The following is a 20626-nucleotide window of genomic DNA, read 5'->3' as shown; positions in this document are numbered from 1 at the left end:
ATCAGTCCATGCCCAATCGGGCTTGGACGGGCATCGTCGCCCAAACCTAGTGTCGGTGGTCACACCACCCTCGATGGCTGTTCCGAGCCAGCACCAAGGAGCACACGATGCGCAAGCAGACCCTCAGCCTCGCGGTCGTCGCGACCGGCGCGGCCCTCGTCCTGTCCGCCTGCGGCGGAGTCGAGACGAGCACCGGCAGCGACGACGGCGGCGACTACCCGTCCGGCGCGGTCGAGATGTACGTCGGCGCGGACCCCGGCGGCTCGAGCGACCTGATCTCCCGCCAGGTCGCCACCGGCCTGTCGGACGAGCTGGGCGAGACCTTCTCCGTGATCAACCGGTCCGGCTCCAACGGCGCGCTAGCCGCGGCCGAGCTCGAGCAGGCCGAGCCCGATGGCAGCATCATCGCCGTGCAGAACGCCTCCCTCTTCGCGATCACGCCGCTGGCCGTGGCCGAGGGCGAGGTCACCAGCATCGACGACTTCGACGTCGTCGGCGGTGTCTCCCGCGACGACTACGTCCTGGTGACCAACGCCGACAACGGCTGGGCGACCATCGACGACCTCAAGGGCGCCGGCAAGAAGGTCACCTATGGCACGACCGGCGTGGGCACCGGCTCGCAGCTCTCCTGCGCGCTCACCTACTCGACGGCCGACGTCGACGCCGAGGCCGTGCCCTTCGACGGGGGCGCACCGGCGCTGACCGCCCTGCTGGGCAACCAGGTCGACACCGCCTGCCTGCAGGTCGGCGAGGCCCGGGAGAACCTCGAGAGCGGCAAGCTGACCGCCCTCTCGGTCTTCGCTCCCGAGCGCATCGACGCGCTGCCGGACGTGCCGACCGCCACCGAGCAGGGTGTCGACGTCGAGGTCTACCAGTACCGCTTCATGACCACGCCGAAGGGCACCCCCCAGGACGTCAAGGACGCCATCTGGGAGGGCATGCAGGCGACCTTCGAGACCGAGGACTACCAGGCCTTCAACGAGCAGAACAGCCTGACGCCGATGGAGATCCCCGGCGACGAGGTCGTCGAGGCGCTGGAGACCGACAAGCAGCGCTACGCCGACCTCGTCGAGGAGTACGACATCAACCTGGCCGAGTGAGCGCCGACGCCACGTCCTGACCACGACCGAGGAGCCGACATGAGTGACGAGCACAGCCGCGCCGGCGGCGGCCAGGGGGACATCCTGGCCGAGCTCGAGGCCGAGGTGGCGCACGAGCTGGAGGAGCAACGCCCGCCAGCTGGCGGACCGGCGTACCAGGTCGTGGCCGGGCTCGTCACCCTTGCCGTCGGCGTCCTGGGCGCGGTCCTCGCCCACGGCTACGGGCTCGGGTCGCTGCGGCGACCCGGCCCGGGCCTGTGGCCGTTCGTCATCTCGGCGGTGATCATCGCGCTCTCGGTCGTGCTGCTTGTCGTCGGCCGCAGGCTCACCGACAGCGAGCAGTTCAGCCGCTCGAGCGTCCTGCCGCTGGTCGGGCTGGCCACGTTCGTCGGGCTCGCCTTCCTGCTGCCCGTGATCGGTTTCGAGATCCCGGCCCTGCTGCTCTGCGTCGTCTGGCTCCGTTTCCTCGGCGGCGAGTCGTGGCGCTCGACCGCCGCCGTGTCGGTGGGCACCGTCGCCGCCTTCTACGCCCTGTTCCTCTACGGCCTCGGCATCCCGCTGCCGCACCTGTTCTGAGAGGCGACCTCGATGGACGCGTTCCTCGACGGCTTCGCCGTCGTCAGCCAGCCCGAGAACCTGCTCTACTGCCTCATCGGCGTGCTCATCGGCATGCTGATCGGCGTGCTGCCCGGCCTCGGCCCGGCCGCCACCATGGCGATCCTGTTGCCGGTCGTCGTCACCGTCGACCCTGTGGCGGCGGTCATCATGCTGGCCGGCATCTACTACGGCGCCCAGTACGGCGGCACCATCACCTCGGTGCTGCTGCGCCTGCCCGGCGAGGCGTCGTCGGTGGTCACCGTCTTCGACGGCTACGCCCTGGCCAAGCAGGGCAAGGCCGGCACCGCCCTCGGTGTCGCCGCCATCGGATCCTTCGTCGGCGCCACCTTCTCGATCATCCTGCTCAGCCTCAGCGCCCCGCTGGTGGCCGGCTGGGCGCTGGACTTCGGTCCGGCCGAGTACGCCGCCCTGGCGCTCCTCGGTGTGCTGCTCATCGCCACGATCGGCAGCGGCCATCCCGTCAAGGCGCTCATCGCCGCCTCGATCGGCCTGCTCCTCGCCACCGTGGGACGCGACAGCTTCAGCAACGCCCAGCGGTTCAGCTTCGAGAGCATGCAGCTCGCCGACGGCCTCGACTTCGTCGTCGTCGCCATGGGCCTCTTCGGCGTCGGCGAGATCCTCTACAACCTCGAGGAGCGGCACGGCAAGGCGCACGTACCCGCGGCGGTCAACAACATCTGGCCCTCCCGCAAGGAGCTGCGCACGGCCGCGCCGGCGATCGGGCGCGGCTCGGTGATCGGCTTCTTCCTCGGCGTGCTCCCGGGGGGCGGCGCCGTGATGTCGTCGCTCGCGGCGTACGCCACCGAGAAGCGCATCTCGAAGACGCCCGAGCGCTTCGGCCGTGGCGCGATCGAGGGCGTCGCGGCCCCGGAGACCGCCAACAACGCGGCCGCCACCTCGTCCTTCATCCCGCTGCTCACCCTCGGCATCCCCGCCAACGCCTCGATGGCGATGCTGTTCGCGGCCCTGCTCGTCCTCGGCGTCACGCCCGGCCCCCAGCTCCTCGAGGAGCGCCCGGACCTCTTCTGGGGCGTCGTGAACTCGATGTACATCGGCAACGTGCTGCTGCTCATCCTGAGCCTGCCGCTCGTCAGGATCTTCGTACGCATCCTGCGGGTGCGGCCGGCGATCCTGGCTCCGATCACCGCGCTGATCACGATCCTGGGCGTCTACACGATCAACAACTCGACCTTCGACATCTTCGTGATGATCGCCTTCGGCATCCTGGGCTACCTGATGAAGAAGGTGGGCTTCGAGCCCGGCCCGATGGTGCTGGCGTTCGTCCTCGGAGCCCTCCTCGAGAACAACGTGCGCCGCGCCCTGCTGATCTTCGACGGCGACCCCACCGGCTTCCTCACCCGGCCCATCTCGGGCACGATCCTGGCGCTCTTCCTGGTCGCCGCCCTGTTCCCGATCGTCCAGGCCGTGCGCCACCGGCGCCGAGCTCCCGTCCCGGACGAGACCACCCAGCGAGAGGACGTCCTGCGATGACCATCGTGATCGGCTACGTGCCCACCCCCGTCGGCGATGCCGCGCTCGAGGCCGGCCTGGCCGAGGCGCTGGCACACGGCGACGACGTGCTGATCCTCAACAGCCCCCGTCGCCGCAGCACCGTCGACGGCGACCTGATCGACGAGACCGCAGCAGCGGACCTGGTCGCCCGCGCGCGGGCAGCGGGCGTGAGCGCGACCGTCGACCAGGCCGAGCACGGCGCCGAGCTCGTGGACACGTTCCGGACGGTCGTCGAGCGCACGTCCGCGCGGATGGTCGTCATCGGCGTACGCCGCCGCTCCCCCGTCGGCAAGCTGGTGATGGGCAGTGACGCCCAGCGGTTGCTGCTCGAGCTCGACGTGCCGATCCTCGCCGTGAAGCCGGCCAGGTGAGCCCGGGGTGAGTCGCAGCCGCATCTCCCGCGTCGTCGTCACACCGGTCGCGTTCGGCGACCCACCGCTGCTCAACGTGGTCGGGGTCCACCAGCCCTACGCCCTGCGCGCGATCGTCGAGGTGCACACCGACTCCGGCCTGCTCGGCCTGGGCGAGACGTACGCCGACGAGGCCCACCTCGGCCGGCTCGACGCGGTCGCCGCCGCCCTCCCCGGCCACGACCCCTACGACCTCAACGGCCTGCGCCGCCTGGTGACCGAGGTGCTCGGCCGCGAGACCGGCGGGGCCAGTGCGTCGTTCGGCGGGATGCTCGACGTGAGCTCGGCCGTCGACACCGTCCACTCCCCCTTCGAGGTCGCCTGCCTCGACCTCCAGGGCCGCGAGGCCGGCGTACCGGTCAGCGACCTGCTCGGCGGCGCCGTACGCGAGCGGGTGCCGTTCAGCGGCTACCTCTTCTACAAGTGGGCCGGGCACCCCGGGCACGCGGACGACGCCTGGGGCGAGGCACTGACCCCCGACCAGGTCGTCGACCAGGCCCGCCGGATGGTCGACGGGTGGGGCTTCGGCTCCCTCAAGCTCAAGGGCGGCGTGCTCCCTCCCGACGAGGAGTGCGCCGCGATCGAGGCGCTGCGCGACGCGTTCCCCGACCTGCCGCTGCGCCTCGACCCCAACGGCGCATGGACCGTCGACACCTCGGTCAAGGTCGCCGACCGGCTGGCCGGCGTGGTCGAGTACCTCGAGGACCCGACGCCCGGCATCGAGGGCATGGCTGCGGTGTCGGCGCGCACCGACGTGCCGCTGGCCACCAACATGTGCGTCATCGCGATGGAGCACCTGCCGCCGGCGATCGCGCAGGGCGCCGTCCAGGTCGTCCTGTCCGACCACCACCTGTGGGGCGGGCTGAGGAAGTCGGCACTGCTCGGGGGGATCACTGAGGTCTGGGGCATGGGCCTGTCGATGCACAGCAACTCCCACCTCGGTGTGTCGCTCGCCGCGATGGTGCACCTCGCCGCCGCGACGCCCAACCTCACCTACGCCTGCGACACCCACTACCCGTGGAAGACCGAGGACGTCATCGCCCCCGACGTGCTGTCGTTCGAGTCCGGCTCTGTCGCCGTGCCGACCGCCTCAGGCCTGGGCGTCGAGCTCGACCGCGACGCGCTCGGCGCCCTGCACGAGCAGTACCTCGGCTGCGGTGTACGCCGGCGCGAGGACACGGCCTACATGCGCTCGATCCGGCCGGACTTCTCCCCCCACACGTCCCGCTGGTGAGCTGACGCTGGCACTCGCGCGACGTCCGGGGTTCCAGCGCCGCGGACACGCGAGCGGAGCGAGCCATCAACTAGGTGACGCGGCGGCGAGTGTTGCCCAGGTGCAGCCGCATGGCCGCCCTGGCCGTGTCCGGGTCGCCGGCGAGGACCGCGGCGGCGACGTTGTCGTGCTCGCGCTGCACCCGCTCGACATGGGTGGCGTCGGTCATGGAGTAGGCCTCACCGAGACGGGTGCGCGGCAGCATGATCATCATCGGTCCGAGCGAGCCGAGCAGGTCGACGTAGAAGCGGTTGCCTGTCGCGCGGGCGATCGCGAGGTGGAAGGCGAAGTCGGCCTCGACCGCGCCCTCGTGCCCGGCACGGGTGAAGCCGGACAGCGCTTCCTCGATGGGGGCCACGTCCACCTCGGTGTGGTGGGTCGCCGCGAGGGCGGCGGCCTCGCTCTCCACGCCGATCCGGAAGTCGAGCATCGCCATGACGTCGGCATGGGTGCGGATGGCCGAGGCCTCGACGCTGAACGACGACGCCTCCGGGACCGTGAGGACGAAGGACCCACGCCCGTGCTGGGTCTCGACCAGCCCCTCGGCTCGCAGTCGGGTCACCGCCTCGCGCACGACGGTCCGCGAGACGGCGTACTCCTCGACGAGCTCCGACTCGGAGGGCAGCTTCGAGCCCGGCGCGAGGTCGCCGGCGAGGATCTTGTCCTTGAGGCCGGCGACCACGGCAGCGGAGAGGGTGGAGCTCATCGGCCGAAGGTAGCGGTCTCCACGGTCAGCGAGCGCATCTTCTCGGTGAGCGTGAAACCGAGGCCGGGGCGGTCCGGCACGAAGATGCGGCCGTCGCGGATGTCGATGCGCTCCTCGAACAGCGGGTTGAGCCACTCGAAGTGCTCCACCCACGGCTCGGTCGGGTACGTCGCCGCGAGGTGCAGGTGGATCTCCATCGCGTAGTGCGGCGCCAGGTCGAGGCGATGGTGCGCAGCGAGGGTGGCGAACTTCAGGAAGGGCGTGATGCCGCCGATGCGCGGCGCGTCGGGCTGCACGATCCCGCGGTAGCCGGCGTCGACGAGCCCCATGTGCTCGGCGACCGAGGTCAGCATCTCGCCGGTCGCGATCGGGGTGACGAAGGTCTGCGACAGGTCGGCGTGGCCGACGTGGTCCCACGCGTCGAGGGGCTCCTCGATCCAGACCAGGTCGAACTGCTCGAGCTCGCGGCACATCCGGCGGGCGCGGGCGCGGTCCCACTGCTGGTTGGCGTCGACCATGAACGGGCCGTCGCCCAAGTGCTCGCGCAGGGCGGTGACGCGACGGAGGTCCTCGGCCCAGTCGGGCTGGCCGACCTTGATCTTGATGCCGCCGATACCCGACTCCAGCGACGCGGTGGCCTTCTCCTTGATCTCGCCGACCGAGGCCTGGAGGAAGCCGCCCGAGGTGTTGTAGACCCGGCACGAGTCGCGGTGCGCACCGAGCATCTTGGCGAGCGGCAGTCCGGCGCGGCGGGCCTTGAGGTCGTAGAGCGCGACGTCGAGGGCCGCGACGGCCTGCGTGGCGACGCCGGAGCGTCCGACCGAGGCGCCGGCCCACATCAGCGACTCGTAGATCTTCGCGATGTCGCTGGGGTCCTGGCCGACGGCGACCTCGACGACCTCCTTGAGGTGGGCGTACTGCGCCTTGCCGCCCGCGCGCTTGGAATAGCTGAAGCCCATGCCCTCGAAACCCTGCTCCGTGGTCAGCTCGACGAAGAGGAGCACGGTCTCGGTCAGCGGCTTCTGCCGGCCGGTGAGCACCTTGGCGTCGCTCACCGGGTTGGCCAGCGGCAGGACGACGTGCGACAGCGTGACGCTCCGGATGCGGTCGGCGGTCGTGTCCGCCGCGGTCGTGGCGGGCGGGGTGGCGGTCTGCGTCATGGGCGGCTTCCTCGGGTCAGCGCGAACTTGTATGATGAGTGTGCAACTCATTTCACAAGTTAGTCAACCCCGGGAGGCGCTCAGTGTCGGACGACCGGTGTCAGCAGCCGTCCGTGCTCCAGGTAGGTGGCGACGTTGCCCAGCACCAGGTCGGTCATCGCCTGCCGGGTCTCGACGGTGGCGCTACCCACGTGCGGCAGCAGCACCACGTCGTCGCGCGCCAGCATTGCTTCGGGGACGTGCGGCTCGTCGGCGAAGACGTCCAGCCCGGCACCCGCGATCCGGCCCTCTGCGAGGGCGGCGAGCAGGGCGGCCTCGTCGACCACGGAGCCGCGCGCGACGTTGACCAGGAAGCCGCCCGGACCGAGCGCGTCGAGGACGTGCTCGTCGACGAGGTGGCGCGAGGTGGCGCCACCCGCGGCCGCCAGAACCAGCACGTCGGACCCATGAGCCAGCGAGACCACATCGGCGACGTAGGCGTACGACACGTCGGTGCGGCGAGAGCGGTTGTGATAGCTGATCGTGGTGCCGAAGCCCTCGAGGCGTTTGGCGACGGCCAGCCCGATCCGGCCGAGCCCGACGATGCCCACGCGCGCCCCGCTGACCCGGCGGGCGAGCGGCGGCACATGGCCTCCCGCCCACTCGCCGCGGCGTACGAAGCGGTCCGCGGCCGACAGGCCGCGCATCACGTCGATGACGAGGCCGACCGCCACGTCCGCCACGCAGTCGGACAGCACGTCCGGCGTGTTGGCGACGACGATGCCGCGGCGGGCGGCCTCGTCCACATCGGTGGTGTCGCAGCCGACACCGAAGCTCACGATCGCCTCCAGCGCGGGCATCCGGTCCATGTGCTCGGCACGCACGCCCCAGACACCGCTCGTCACCGCTACCCGGGCCGCGGCCGCCTCCGCCGGGCCGAGCGCGTCCAGCTCGGGCGCGTCGTAGTCCTGCTCGAGCCGGGCCACGAGCTCGGCTCGCAGCGTGCCCACCATGACAACGGTCGCGTCTCCCACCCCTCGACGCTAGGGACGGCCGTCGGGCATCGTCCATTGCCCGTTGGACATGGCAGCCGGCATGCATCGCTGAGAGGGTGGGCGGCGCCATGGACCTGCTGATCGGCTTCGCCACGATCCTGGTGGTCATCGCGGCCGGCGCGGGACTGGCGCATGCCGGCGTCCTGGATCGCCGCTCGCAGCGCACCCTCGGCGAGATCGCCTTCTTCGTCGCGTCCCCGGCGCTGATGGTCGTCACGATCAGCCAGGTGCACCTCGACGCCGCCGCCGACAACCTCGTGGCCTCGACGGTGTCGCTCGCTGCGTGCTTCGCGGCGTACGTCGTGCTGGCGCGCCTGCGCTGGCGGCTGTCCACCGGGCCGCTGCTGATCGGCGCGCTGTCGTCGTCCTACGTCAACGCCGGCAACCTCGGCATCGCCATGGCGGCCTACGTCGTCGGCGACATCACCGTCGTCGTGCCGACCCTGCTCGTGCAGATGATGCTCGTCCAGCCGATCGCGCTGATCGTGCTCGACCGGATCACCGGGCGCGGTGAGGGCGTGGCCGCCGCGCTGCGCCGGCTGGTCACCAACCCGCTGACCATCTCAGCCGTCGTCGGCGTCGTGCTCGCCTTCACCGGGTGGGACCTGCCGCGGGCCGTCGAGTCCCCGCTCCAGATGCTCGCGGGCGCCGCCATCCCGCTGATGCTGATGTCGTACGGCGCAGCGCTGAGGCTCAGCCCGCCACTCGGCAGGGCGGGTCACAACGGCGAGGTGCTGCTGGCCAGCGTCCTCAAGCTGGCCGCCATGCCGGTGGTCGCGTGGGCCGTCGGCGTCGGGCTCGGCCTGGACGGGCGTGTCCTGCTCGGCGTCGTCATCACCGCTGCCCTGCCCACCGCCCAGAACATCTTCCTGCACGCCACCCGCTACCGCGTGGGCGAGGACGTGTCCCGGGAGACCATCCTCATCACGACGCTGGCCTCACTGCCGGTGGCGCTGCTCGTGGCGGTCGTGCTCGGCTGAGCCACGTCCGCTGTCACTGTGTGCTCCCCGTGATGGAGCGGGCGAAGAGCAGGTAGACGGCTGCAGTCCAGGTGTATGCGCGGTCTCGGAGGCCGTCTCCGGTCCGGGCATCGAAGTTCTCCGCGAAGCCGGAGCGTTCACAGAGCCGCAGGAACCTCTCTCTGACGGCGTCGGCGAGGTCGTCATGGCCGGACTGACGCAGGCCGTCCTCGATGAGCGCGGTCGAAGGCGCCCAGATCGGTCCTCGCCAATAGCCGTCGTCCTCGTAGTGCTCGGATGTCACCGGCTCGGTCGCGGGTCCGTACGGCGTGAGGTGGTCGCGTAGGCGATCGACGAGCACCGCCCTCACCTCCTCGGGAAGCCGGTCACCCAGCACCAGCGGGAGGAGGGCCAGCAGGCTGGTGCTGGAGCTCCGCTGCCCGGTGAGGGCTCCCACGGCGACGAAGCCGCTCCCGTCCCACAGCTGGCCGAGCAGGGCGTCGAGGAGCTCGTCCCGCGCGGTCTTCCAGTGTGGCGCGGGCCGTCCGAGCTCGATGGCCAGGTCGTCGAGCACCTCGAGCTGGAGGATCAGGAATCCCGCAAGGTCCGGCGCCTCCACGACCCGGTCCCGGTCGAAGGTGGTCGCGTTGTCCCACCCACTGTCGTTGCCGTGCTGGTAGTACGGGAGCGGGTGTCCCGGTCGTCGGCGCCGGTCCAGCCAGAAGGTGGACCACCCCGCCAAGCGCTCGTAGATGTTCTCGAGCTCTGTTGTCGTCAGCGTCCGTCCGAGGCTGTCCCGCAGCCGAAGGAGTGCCCACCCGTGGATCGGTGGCTTGACGTAGTTGTAGAGGACCTCGGAATGGGTGATCGAGTCGGGCATCGCTCCGGCGGCGTCCTGGTGGTCGAAGGGCGCCAGGAACTGGTCGAGTGCGACGTCCGGGAGCCCGGGAGCCAGAGCGAGCGCGTTGAAACAGTGGTCCCAGCTCCAGAGCTTGTCCATCCAGTGCTTGGACATCAGGATCGACTCCCGCTTCACGAGGCCTTCCGGTGCGACCGTCGCGGACCAGAGGACGTACGCCGCTCGGGCGGCCGCCGGCGTGGCGTCGGTGCGCCACGGTGCGATCGACTCGAGGTAGCTGCGGAAGGCAGCGCCGGCGTTCGCTGACACCTGCTCGAACGTGCGCTCGCGTCGATACGGCGGCGCGGCTGATGTCGTCTCCTCGACTGCGGCCTCCCAGGAGTCACCGGCGCCACCGAGGACGACCCCTCGGTCGGCTATGCCCAGAGCCTCGCTTCCGATCACGTGGCTCGAGCCGCTGAGCATCGTGACTCGGTAACGCCGACCGGTCTCGTACGAGGTGAACACCGGCGCCCCGTCGACGGGGTCGGTGAACAGGTAGCAACCGGTGAACGGCGTGAGCCCGCCCCCGGCGTCACTCAGGCGCATGCCGAGCCCGGTGCCCCGCAGCCGCACCACGTCGAGGCCGTCGAAGGCCGCGGTGACCACACCGCCGTCGGCCGCTCGCCATTCGAAGTGGGACGGTTCGCCCACCCACTGTGTGGCGACCTCGACGCCGTCTCGCTCGGGCCGCATCGCAAGCACCGCGTGCATCCCGTTCTTGTGCGACACGAGGTGCACGTCGCTGGCGCGCGTGTGCAGCGCGACCACCGGCGAGAGGTTCAGCCACGAGCCGCGGATCGAGAACGGGATCTCACCGATGTCGAACGACGTGAGGGGTGGATGCATCAACGGTCCTTCCGAGCAGAGGGTGCAGCAGCGGCGAAGCGCGTGCGGCAGATGTCAGTCCTTGACGGCGCCGGTCGTGAGTCCGGCCGACACGAAGCGCTGAGCGAGCAGGAGGAGGATCGCCGTGGGGATCGACGCGAGCACTGCTGTCGCCATCAGCTTGCCCCATTCCTGGTTCTGGGACCCGATGTAGTCGTAGAGCCCCATCGTGATCGGGCGAAGGTCTCCGCCATCCCGGTTGAGGGTCGAGGCGAACAGGAAGTCGGACCACGCCCACAGGAAGGCGAACAGGCCGACCGTGACGGCCGAGTTGCGTGAGATCGGCAGGACGATCGAGACGAACGCCCGCCAGTATGACGCTCCGTCCATGTGCGCGGCCTCGAGGATCTCCCTCGGGATTCCGCGCATGAACGCCGAGAACAGCATGACGCCGAACGGCACCGCGATCGTCGAGTCGGCCAGGATGAGCCCCGGAACGGTGTTGAGCACGCCGAGGCCGGAGTAGACGGAGTAGAAGCCCAACGCCATCACGACGGCCGGAATCATCTGGGCGACGATCAGCAGGAAGCTGATGACCCGGCGCCCGGGAACGAACAGCTTGGAGAGCGCATAGCCGGCCGGGGCTGCGACCAGCAGAGTGAGAACCACCGTGCCGAGCCCTACGACAAGACTGGTGCGCAGGTGGGGCAGCTGATCCGCGATGACCACCCGGTAGTGGTCGAAGGTGAACGAGTGCGGATACAGCATGCCGTCGCGGATCGCGGCGCGGTCGGTGAACGAGACGTTCACCATCCAGTAGACCGGGAACAGCATCAGCGCCGTGAAGAACAGCCCCAGCAGGGTCTTCCCAGGCGCGCTTCGCAGACGCGACATCTCAGACCGCCTCCTGTCGGCGCTGGACGAAGAGGTGGACGAAGCCCATGACCAGCGCCACCAGCAGGAGGATCGAACCGATCACCGATGCCTCGGAGTACTTGATCACCGCGGAGGCGCCCTTGCCGAACGCCATCGAGTACGCCCAGGTCGCGAGCGTCTGCGACGACCCCGTACCGGTCGTCATGATCCAGATGATGTCGACGACCTTGAGGGTGTAGACGAAGCCCAGCAGCAGGGTGACCGCCGTGACCGGCTTGAGCAAGGGGAGCGTGATGTGCCAGAACTGGCGCCCCCGCCCCGCCCCGTCGATCGCGGCAGCCTCGTAGAGCTCGACTGGGACGCCCTGCAGCCCGGAGTACAGGATGACGAGGTTGAACGGGATGCCGAGCCAGATGTTGGCGATGATGACCGCCCACAGCGAGTTGTCGCTGTTCAACCACCAGACCGGGTCGCTGCCGACAACTCCGATCAGCCGGTTGATGATCCCGGAGTCGGCGTCCATCATCCACTGCCAGGTCGTGGCCGACACGATGATCGGAAGCAGCCACGGAACCAGGAACAACCCCCGCATGACCACGGACAGCGGAAAGTGCCGCTGGAAGAACACCGCCAGCCCGAGGCCGATCGAGTACTGGAAGACCAAGGACACCACGACGAAGGTCGCGGTCTGGAGGACCGTCGGCCAGAACTGCGCCGACGAGATCACCTCTCGGTAGATGTCTCCGCCGGCGTACGGCGCCTCGCCGGTCACGTACGTCGCCCTCGTGAAGCGGTGAAGACTCATCGACACGTTCTCGTACAGGGGATACGCGTAGAAGATCACCAGGTACGCCAGCAGAGGAGCGATGAATCCGATGCCAGCCAGCATCTCTGAGCGGGATCGTCGGGTGCGACGAGCGCTTCTCGCTGGCTTCCCTGCGGCCACCGCTTCTTCCGTCCACACCGGGTCGTGCTGGTCAACGGCGACCCCGGTGGTCGGCCTACGCTCCGTCAGGTTCCTCACGTGCTACCTCCCGGCTCGAACTCGTTGTGGTGCGGGGTGTGGGTGGTGGCGGCCAGTGGCGGACCGCCACCACCCAGCTCGCTACTGCGCGACTTGCTGCGCAGCCTCCTCGAACGCAGCTCTGACCGCCTTCTCGTCGCCAGCGGCGTTGAGCGCAGCCTGCTCGGCCTCGGAGATCGCGCCAGACGCGGCCGTGTAGTCGGGCCCCAGGTCGGTCGTGCGACCCTCGGCACTGGTAATGGCGTCGGCCCACGGCTCCCAGATCGGATCCGCGTCGATCTGCTGCTGACGCTCCTCGCCGTTGGCCGCGAAGTAGCCGAGCATGTCATCGGTCGTGACCTGGTTGCCCGCACCGACGAGGCAGTCGATCACCTCGTTGGCGGCCGCGTAGTGGGCCGAGGCGTTGTCCTTGTGAGTCGGCGCGACCGCGAACTCGCCGCCGGTCGGCACCGGCGCAGCACCACCGTCCTTGGCCGGGATCGGCATCATCTTCGCCCCGAACTCGAGCTCGGAGGCAGCCTGGGCGAACCACGAGCCGTTCTCGGCGAAGGCGTACTCACCTGTCAGGAACAGGTCCCAGGACGCCGACTGGTTGTCAGTGATCGCAGACTTGGGTGCGTACCCCGCACCGATCCAGTCCGACAGGAGCTGGCCGGCCTCGACAGCGGCGTCGGAGCCCGGATCGCTCAGGTCCGCGCCGGCGCCCCAGAACCACGGCAGGAACTGGAAAGTCCCCTCTTCACCGGAGATCCCGGCCAAGGTGATGCCTTGGTGGCCCGCGCCGGTCACCTTCTGCAGAGCCGCGTTGAGGCTGTCCCACGAGGTGATGCCGGCCGGGTCCACGCCCGCGTCCTCGAGGATGGTCTCGTTGTAGTAGAGGCCGAGGGTGTTGGCGCCGATCGGGACCCCGTAGGTCGTGCCGTCGATCGTGCCGGGCCCAGCGAGGTTCTCGTCCGGACCCTCGGTCTCGATGCCCGCGTCCTCCGCGGGGGCGAGCAGGCCCGAGACAGCGGCGTCGGGCACCGCCGGATTGTCGAGGAGGACGACACTCGGCGCGGTGTCCTCCTTCACGGCGGTGGTGAGCTCGTTGAGGATGTCGCCGTTCGGGATGCTCGTGCGCTCGAGGGACATGCCCTCGGGAGCGCACGCCTCGACGTAGGTGGCCCAGTCCGAGTTCTCGTCGTGCTGCGGATAGGGATCCCAGAACGTGACGGTGGTCAGGGCCTCTTCCGCCCCGTTGTCTCCGCCGCCACAGGCAGCAAGACTGGCAACCGCGACGACGGCACCGGCGGCGATCGCCCAACGGCGTCTGCTGTTCATCTTTTCCTCCTTACTGTCGAACCGGTTCGACAGTGACGTGCGTCATACCCTCGCCCCCCGGGCCGACCTTGTCAAGGAGTTCCGTCGAATCAGACGGGAGTCAGCGAACCGGGCCGCGGTGCGGTGCCGCCGTGCTGCCGCGGTCCACGATCTCGGGTGAGATGAACCGGATGACGTGCGGCTCCTGGGCCGCTGAGGGGTTCTCGATACGTCGAACCAGCTGGCGCACAGCCATCCGTCCGAGGCGGTCCGGCGCGCTCTCCACGAAGGAGAACGGGAGCGAGAACGTGCGCGCGAACTCGTCGGAGTAGCGACCCAGGACGGACAGGTTCGCTGGTGAACGAAGGCCGCGCTCGTGGAGCACGGTCGGCAGCGCGGCCACCGCAGCCTCGTTGTTGAGGAGCAGCCCGGTCGCATCAGGGTGCGCATCCAAAAGCGCTGCGACCTCCCGCCCGATCTCAGGCTGGCGCGCGGGACCGGACACCGCATGGAACGTGATGCCCCGCAGTCGGGCGTGCTCGACGGCGGCGTTGCGCAGGCGCCAGACATAGGCACCTCCACGCTCAACCACGTGCTCTGGCGGGGAGATCAGGATGATCTCCCGGTGACCGAGTCGATGGAGGTGGTCCACCATCAACCGGCCCGCTTCCTCGAAGTCGAGGTCGAACACATCCACGCCGGTGCAGTCGGCGGGCACACCGACCAGGACGGCCGGATGCGTCCCGGCGCGAAGGATGGGCAGGCGGTCGTCGTTCTCCGCGACGTTGAGAAGGACCACGCCGTCGACCATGCGGGACCTGGTGATCCGCGTGAGCGCACGCTCGTGGTCTTCGTCCGAGACGAGGAGGGTGTCGTAGCCGAGCTCACGAGCCGTGTTGGAGACACCCATGATGTATTGCAACATCGCGGGGGCGAACTCGTCAGGGAGGAACTGGGCAAGCAGACCGATCACCCTCGTCTGTGACGTCGCCAGCGCGCGAGCCCCGGCATTGGGCGTGTAGCCGAGGTCTCGAACGGCATCCTCGACCCGCTGCCGAACCTCCTCCGAGATGGCTCGCTTGCCGGACAACGCATAGGAGGCGGTGCTTCGGGACACTCCGGCTGCCCGGGCGACGTCGCCGATGTTCACCATTTCGGGTCTCCCACTTGTCGAATCGGTTCGACTATTCTCATGCTCGGAGAGTAGACGATCCCCCGGTGACGTGCGTTGCGCGCCCGCACCACAACGTACCGACCGACACGCACCTGGCGGTGAAGGAACGCTGCGACATGGCCGCGGGACTGTCAGGAGCGCCGGGTCAGTCGGCCGGGATGCCTGCCGCCATGGCGGCGGTGCGCAGCGTGCTCACGAACAACGCCTCGCGGGCCTCGTCCGACATCCAGTCGAACTGGCCGTAGGCGTCCAGGCAGGTGATGCCGTGAAGGGTGGCCCAGGCCTGGATCATCGCCTGGAAGCTCTCGGGGGGCACCAGTCCGCCGAGCTCGGGGTGCTTGTCAGCGGCACAGGCGGCCATCTCGTCGGAGACGTCGCGGACGAGCGGCTCACCGAGCACGCCCAGCTCTGCCGCGCGGACGAACAGCAGCGACATCTGGGCCATCGCGTCCTTGGCGGCGTCGGTGGTGGGCCCGTCCTCCGGGGCGACGTAGCCGGGCACCGGCATCCCGAGGATCAGGGCGAACTGCTCGGACTCGCGTCGCGCCCAGTTGCGGTAGGCCGTCCCGGCCGCGATCCAGCGACCCCCGATGTCGTCGGGGTCGCACTGCTCGCGGGCCTCGGCGACCTGGCGACCCAGCTCGCGGTAGGCCTCGGCGATCAGCTCGGTCAGCAGCGCGTCCCGGTCGGCGAAGTAGCGGTACAGCGCCGGCGGGGTCATCCCCATCTCCTTGGCGATGTCGGTGAACCGGACGTCGACGGTGCCCTGCTCGCGCATCAACCGGCGCGCCACCTCCTTGATCTCCTCGACAGTGGCGGCGCGCTGGCGCTCGCGGCGAGTGAGGGTGACGGTCACGGTGGTCTCCTCCCCCGAGAGGGTCTAGACAGGCAGGCAGGCTCGGAATTCGTTATGTATCTTCACATAGGTAACAAGGCTTGACAAGTGATCACGCATAGTGTTCGTTATGCATCATCACGCTTTCGAAGGAGCATCACCGATGACCATCTTGTCGCCCGGGCGCCCGCTCGACTCCCTTACCTCGTCCCCGCGGGTCGGCCCGCTCGGCAGGCTCGCCCGAGTCACCTTCCGCCGGCGCGGACGGACCGTGCTCGCCTGGCTGGCCGCCCTGGTGATCGCCGTGCTGCTCTCGATGACGATGGGCGGTGACTTCAAGGCCGACTACTCCGCCCCCGGCTCCGACTCCAAGGAGGCGCAGACCCTCCTCGAGGACCGGTTCCCGTCCCAGGCGGGCGACACCGTCGATGTCGTCGTACGTGCCGACGGCGGCGTCCAGGACCAGCAGCAGGCGATCGAGGACCTGCTCGCAGACCTCGGCTCAGTCGCGCACGTCGAGGCGGTCTCCGACCCCTTCCAGGACCCGGCCGGCATCAGCCAGGACGGTACGACGGCGCTGGCACACGTGCGCCTCGACGTGGAGAACCCCGTCGACATGCCGCGCGAGGACAGCGAGCAGATGCTCGAGATCGCCGACGACGCCTCGAGCGACGGCTTCCAGGTCGGCCTGGGCGGACAGACCATCGTGCAGGCCGAGCAGGGTGAGATCGGCTCCGAGGGCCTCGGGCTGGCCGCAGCGGCGATCATCCTGCTGATCATGTTCGGCTCGCTCGTCGCGGCCGGACTCCCCATCGTCATGGCAGTCGCCGGGCTCGCGGTGAGCAGCACCCTGACCACCGTCGTCATCTCCTTCGTCGACGCGCCCGACTGGTCGACCTCGCTCGCCACGATGATGGGCATCGGCATCGGCATCGACTACGCGCTGCTCATGGTCACTCGCTTCCGCGAGTGGCGGGCCGCAGGTCTCGACACCGAGGCCGCGACTGTGGCCACCCTCGACACCGCCGGCCGCTCGGTGATGGTCGCAGGCACCACGGTGGTGATCAGCATGCTCGGCCTGTTCGCGATGGGCCTGTCGTTCATGCGCGGCGCGGCCGTGGTGACGATCCTCGGCGTGCTGATCGTGATGCTCGCCAGCGTGACGCTCTTCCCCGCCCTGCTGGGCTACCTCGGCAAGCACGTCGACCGGCTCCGCCTGCCTGTCGGGCGCGGACACACCGTCGTCGTCGCCGAAGGCGGCCACGTCGAGCCCTCGGCGGCCTGGCTGGGCTGGAGCCGCGTCGTCGAGCGCCACCGCATCGTGGCCGCGGTGGTCGGGGTCGCCATCCTGCTGGCGCTCGCGCTGCCGTTCCTCGACGTCCGCTTCGGGTTCCCCGACGCCGGCAACAACCGCGAGGAGACGAGCAGCCGACAGGCCTACGACACGCTGGCCGACGGCTTCGGCGCCGGCATGAACGGCCCCCTGCTCCTGGTGGCCGAGGTGCCGGACGGTACGTCGGCCGGTGCCCTCGACCAGATCTCGGCCGCCGTCGCCGAGACCAGCGGAGTGGCCGCCGTCGCGCCGCCGACACTCAACCCCGAGGGTGACACCGCGGTGGTCACCGTCGTCCCGACGACGGGCCCCCAGGACGCCGAGACCGTCGACCTGGTCAACACGTTGCGCGACGACGTCCTCCCCCGTGCCACTGACGGCACGGGCGTGACCGTCCATGTCGGCGGCGTCACCGCCACCTCGATCGACAGCTCCGACAACATCGCCAAGCGACTCCCGTTGCTGATCGGTGGCGTGGTGCTGCTCTCGATGCTGCTCCTGGTGGCGTCGTTCCGCTCGATCGCGGTGGCAGTGAAGGCGGCCGTGATGAACCTGCTCTCCGTGGCTGCGGCGTACGGCGTCGTGGCGCTCGTCCTCCAGGGCGGCTGGGCCGGCCAGCTGATCGGGATCGACACGCCGACCCCGCTGCCGGCGTTCGTGCCGGTCCTGATGTTCGCAGTGCTCTTCGGGTTGTCGATGGACTACGAGGTCTTCCTCGTCGCCCGGATGCGGGAGGTGTGGCTGCGCACGCGCAACAACGAGCAGGCCATCCTCGGCGGCCTGGCCGGCACCGGCCGGGTGATCACCGCTGCGGCAGCGATCATGGTCGCGGTGTTCGCGGCGTTCGTGCCCTCACCCGACGTGGTGCTCAAGGTGATCGGCGTGGGCATGGCTGCGGCGATCTTCATCGACGCGACGGTCGTCCGCCTGCTGCTGGTCCCGGCTGTGATGCACCTGCTCGGACGGGCCAACTGGTGGATGCCCGCTTCGCTCGGCCGGGTCCTGCCCGAGCTGCACGTCGAGGGGCACCCGGAGGACCACCTGCCGGCGAGGGCCGTGTGAGGCCGACTCAGAAGCCCATGTCGAAGCCGCCGCCGTCGAAGCCCCCGCCGTCGCCTCCGCCGCCGTCGAAGCCCCCGCCGTCGCCTCCGCCGTCGCCGCTGTCGCCCCCACTGTCGCCGCCGCCGTCGTAGCCACCGCCGAAGTCGCTGAACATCATGCCTCCCATGAACATCCAGGTCATGGGGCCGAAGGCACCGAAGTAGCCCATCGCGTACGGCTCGTAGGCGCGGCCGCCCTGCCAGTAGGGGACCCGCTGCGCTCCCACCATCACCTTGCGCACGTCAGGCTCGGCGCCGGCGCGAACGCGCTCGACATCGAGCGCGCAGGCAGGTACGTCCCGCTCCACGCCGTCCGGTGGGACGTAGGGGACGTCGGCCACCGAGGGCCCGTGACGGGGATCGAAGAAGCACGGCGGCCGCCGAGTCGGCAACGGCTCTCCCGCGACGCGGGCGCGCACGCACGCGATGGCGTAGCGACCATCCTCGACGATCGCCGTGATGTGCCGGATGTCCTCGGGCCGGTTGATCGAGTCACCGGCGACCTTGGCCGACTCGTAGGCATCGAGCGCTCGTTGGTAGTCGGAGCTGGCACCGGCGTCGAGCTCACGGCCGCTCACCTCCGCGTCGAGCTGCTGGAGGTCCTCGCCGAAGGCGGTGACGTCCTCGAAGGCCAGCTTCCGCACCGGAGCGATGTCGGCCTCCCGCCGGGCCAGCTCGTGGTGCTTGTTGCGGCGGGACGCGGCCAGCGCGACGGCTCCCAGCACCGCCAGCACCAGCACGAGCAGGATCAGCTCCATGTCGAGAGCCTACGTCCGGCGAGGAAGCCGAGCCCGTGCCACCGACGAGCCGCCCGGGCGTGGCTAGGCTCCACCGCGTGAACGCCACCCTCGTCGCGAAGAACCTGTCCGGCGGGCACGGTCACCGGGTCCTCTTCGAGGAGCTCGACCTCACGGTCGCGCCTGGTGACGTGGTCGGCGTCGTCGGCGCCAACGGGGCAGGCAAGTCCACGCTCCTGTCACTGCTCGGCGGGGTGGTGCAGCCGGTGTCCGGCTCCGTCGAGTGCGCGCCGCGGGACGCGTTCGTCGGGTGGCTGCCGCAGGAGCACGAGCGGGTGCCCGGGGAGACGGTCGCCCACTACCTCGCGCGACGTACTGGCGCAGCCGAGGCGACCGCGGCGATGGAGGCCGCGGCCGGCGCGCTCGGCTCGGGCGAGCCCGGGGCGGACGACGCCTACGCGGTCGCGTTCGACCGGTGGCTGGCGAGCGGGGCGGCTGACCTCGAGGACCGGATCGCGCCGGGGCTGGCTGACCTGGGCATCGCCGTCGGCCCCGACGCGCAGATGACCGCGCTGTCCGGCGGCCAGGCCGCGCGGGTGGCGCTGGCCGCTCTGCTGCTCAGCCGCTTCGACGTCGTGCTGCTCGACGAACCCACCAACGACCTCGACCTCGACGGGCTGGCGCGGCTGGAGGCGTTCGTGCAGGGCCTGCGCGGCGGCGTCGTCCTGGTGTCGCACGACCGGGAGTTCCTTGCGCGCTGTGTCACCCGGATCGTCGAGCTCGACCTCGCTCAGGGCAAGGTCACCGTCTACGACGGCGGCTACGACGCGTTCCTCGAGGAGCGCGCCGTGGCGCGGCGCCACGCCCGGGAGGCATATGAGCAGTACGCCGACACCCGCGCCGACCTCGTCCAGCGCGCGCGCACCCAGCGGGAATGGAGCTCCCAGGGCGTGCGCAACGCGATGCGCAAGAGCCCCGACAACGACAAGATCCGGCGCCGGGCGGCCACCGAGTCGTCCGAGAAGCAGGCGCAGAAGGTCCGCCAGATGGAGTCGCGGATCGCGCGACTCGACGAGGTCGAGGAGCCGCGCAAGGAGTGGGTCCTGCAGTTCGACATCGCCGCCGCACCGCGCTCGAGCGAGGTCGTGGCCACCCTCAACGACGCGACCCGGAGGCTCGGCGAGTTCCGCCTCGGTCCCGTCTCCGTGCAGGTCAGTGCCGGCGACCGGATCGGCATCACCGGTCCCAACGGGGCCGGCAAGACCACGCTCCTGCGACTGCTGCTCGGGCGCACCACCCCGGACACCGGCACCGCCTCCCTGGGTGCCTCCGTCGCCATCGGCGTGATCGACCAGGCCCGCACCGGCCTGGCCGACGACCTGCCGCTCGGCGCCGCCTTCGAGGCCGTCGTGCCGGAGCTGACGCAGGCAGAGGTGCGCACCCTGCTCGCGAAGTTCGGCCTCAAGGCCGACCAGGTCACCAGCCAGGTCGGTCGCCTCTCCCCCGGCGAGCGGACCCGCGCGGCCATGGCGCTGCTCCAGGCGCGCGGCGTGAACCTGCTCGTCCTCGACGAGCCGACCAACCACCTGGATCTGCCGGCCATCGAGCAGCTCGAGCAGGCACTGGCGTCGTACGGCGGGGCGCTGCTGCTGGTCTCGCATGATCGCCGCCTGCTGGAGAACGTCCGACTGGATCAACGGTGGGAGGTCGACGCCGGCCGCGTCGTCGTACGCCACCTCTGACGTCGTTG

The 20626-nt window shown here is 70.0% G+C and carries 18 protein-coding genes; 8 read left to right on the top strand and 10 right to left on the bottom strand.

Going from position 1 to position 20626, the window contains the following annotated elements; all coding sequences use genetic code 11:
• The first annotated feature begins 107 nt into the window (after positions 1–107).
• The 5 genes from J3P44_RS03640 to J3P44_RS03620 are packed head-to-tail and all read left to right on the top strand — an operon-like array spanning position 108 to position 4874.
• Complete coding sequence (locus J3P44_RS03640) at positions 108–1100, top strand: Bug family tripartite tricarboxylate transporter substrate binding protein (RefSeq protein ID WP_255888870.1); 993 nt, start codon at positions 108–110, stop codon at positions 1098–1100.
• Between the two features lie 39 nt (positions 1101–1139).
• Complete coding sequence (locus tag J3P44_RS03635; RefSeq protein WP_255888869.1) at positions 1140–1676, top strand: tripartite tricarboxylate transporter TctB family protein; 537 nt, start codon at positions 1140–1142, stop codon at positions 1674–1676.
• A gap of 12 nt (positions 1677–1688) precedes the next feature.
• Positions 1689–3209: a tripartite tricarboxylate transporter permease gene (locus J3P44_RS03630; RefSeq protein ID WP_255888868.1), complete on the top strand. Its 1521-nt coding sequence runs from the start codon at positions 1689–1691 to the stop codon at positions 3207–3209.
• On the top strand, positions 3206–3601 hold the full coding sequence (locus J3P44_RS03625; protein WP_255888867.1) for a universal stress protein: 396 nt from the start codon (positions 3206–3208) through the stop codon (positions 3599–3601). Before J3P44_RS03630 ends, J3P44_RS03625 begins: the two co-directional genes overlap by 4 nt.
• Positions 3602–3608: 7 nt before the next feature.
• Positions 3609–4874, top strand: coding sequence for a glucarate dehydratase family protein (locus J3P44_RS03620; protein WP_255888866.1), 1266 nt, complete (start codon positions 3609–3611; stop codon positions 4872–4874).
• A gap of 70 nt (positions 4875–4944) precedes the next feature.
• Here J3P44_RS03620 and J3P44_RS03615 read toward each other — a convergent pair whose 3' ends face one another.
• From J3P44_RS03615 to J3P44_RS03605, 3 genes are all read right to left on the bottom strand, one after another.
• Positions 4945–5619 (bottom strand): FadR/GntR family transcriptional regulator, encoded by a 675-nt coding sequence (locus tag J3P44_RS03615; RefSeq protein ID WP_255888865.1) that lies wholly within the window; start codon positions 5617–5619, stop codon positions 4945–4947.
• Complete coding sequence (locus J3P44_RS03610; protein ID WP_255888864.1) at positions 5616–6779, bottom strand: L-talarate/galactarate dehydratase; 1164 nt, start codon at positions 6777–6779, stop codon at positions 5616–5618. The genes J3P44_RS03615 and J3P44_RS03610 overlap by 4 nt, the downstream gene beginning before the upstream one ends.
• An 80-nt stretch (positions 6780–6859) precedes the next feature.
• Positions 6860–7792 (bottom strand): 2-hydroxyacid dehydrogenase, encoded by a 933-nt coding sequence (locus J3P44_RS03605; RefSeq protein WP_255888863.1) that lies wholly within the window; start codon positions 7790–7792, stop codon positions 6860–6862.
• A gap of 89 nt (positions 7793–7881) precedes the next feature.
• Here J3P44_RS03605 and J3P44_RS03600 point away from each other — a divergent pair, with 89 nt between their 5' ends.
• Positions 7882–8793 carry an AEC family transporter gene (locus tag J3P44_RS03600; RefSeq protein ID WP_255888862.1) on the top strand — a complete coding sequence of 304 codons (912 nt, stop codon included), beginning with the start codon at positions 7882–7884 and terminating at the stop codon, positions 8791–8793.
• Between the two features lie 13 nt (positions 8794–8806).
• On the opposite strand, the gene J3P44_RS03595 is transcribed toward J3P44_RS03600, so the two are convergent.
• From J3P44_RS03595 to J3P44_RS03570, 6 genes are all read right to left on the bottom strand, one after another.
• Entirely contained in the window at positions 8807–10519 is a 1713-nt protein-coding gene (locus J3P44_RS03595; RefSeq protein ID WP_255888861.1) for an amylo-alpha-1,6-glucosidase, read from the bottom strand.
• Between the two features lie 54 nt (positions 10520–10573).
• On the bottom strand, positions 10574–11392 hold the full coding sequence (locus tag J3P44_RS03590) for a carbohydrate ABC transporter permease (RefSeq protein ID WP_255888860.1): 819 nt from the start codon (positions 11390–11392) through the stop codon (positions 10574–10576).
• Between the two features lies 1 nt (position 11393).
• Positions 11394–12263 (bottom strand): carbohydrate ABC transporter permease, encoded by an 870-nt coding sequence (locus J3P44_RS03585; RefSeq protein ID WP_255888859.1) that lies wholly within the window; start codon positions 12261–12263, stop codon positions 11394–11396.
• Positions 12264–12479: 216 nt separating this feature from the next.
• Entirely contained in the window at positions 12480–13718 is a 1239-nt protein-coding gene (locus J3P44_RS03580; protein WP_255888858.1) for a sugar ABC transporter substrate-binding protein, read from the bottom strand.
• 100 nt (positions 13719–13818) lie between these two features.
• Entirely contained in the window at positions 13819–14850 is a 1032-nt protein-coding gene (locus tag J3P44_RS03575) for a LacI family DNA-binding transcriptional regulator (RefSeq protein ID WP_255888857.1), read from the bottom strand.
• 166 nt (positions 14851–15016) lie between these two features.
• Positions 15017–15727, bottom strand: a complete 711-nt coding sequence (locus J3P44_RS03570) for a TetR/AcrR family transcriptional regulator (protein WP_255888856.1) — start codon at positions 15725–15727, stop codon at positions 15017–15019.
• A gap of 142 nt (positions 15728–15869) precedes the next feature.
• On the opposite strand from J3P44_RS03570, the gene J3P44_RS03565 reads away from it, so the two are divergent.
• Positions 15870–18101 (top strand): MMPL family transporter, encoded by a 2232-nt coding sequence (locus J3P44_RS03565; protein WP_255888855.1) that lies wholly within the window; start codon positions 15870–15872, stop codon positions 18099–18101.
• A 7-nt stretch (positions 18102–18108) separates the two neighbouring features.
• Here the strand turns inward: J3P44_RS03565 and J3P44_RS03560 are convergent, their stop codons facing one another.
• A complete protein-coding gene (locus J3P44_RS03560) occupies positions 18109–18897 on the bottom strand; it encodes a hypothetical protein (RefSeq protein ID WP_255888854.1) in 789 nt (262 codons plus the stop codon).
• A 77-nt stretch (positions 18898–18974) separates the two neighbouring features.
• Between J3P44_RS03560 and J3P44_RS03555 the strand changes: the two genes are divergently transcribed.
• Complete coding sequence (locus J3P44_RS03555; RefSeq protein ID WP_255888853.1) at positions 18975–20618, top strand: ABC-F family ATP-binding cassette domain-containing protein; 1644 nt, start codon at positions 18975–18977, stop codon at positions 20616–20618.
• Positions 20619–20626: the final 8 nt, after the last annotated feature.

The sequence above is a fragment of the Nocardioides astragali genome (assembly GCF_024436375.1).
In the GTDB taxonomy this organism is placed as follows: Bacteria; Actinomycetota; Actinomycetes; order Propionibacteriales; family Nocardioidaceae; genus Nocardioides; species Nocardioides astragali.
This window is presented reverse-complemented; position numbering and strand designations above follow the sequence as displayed.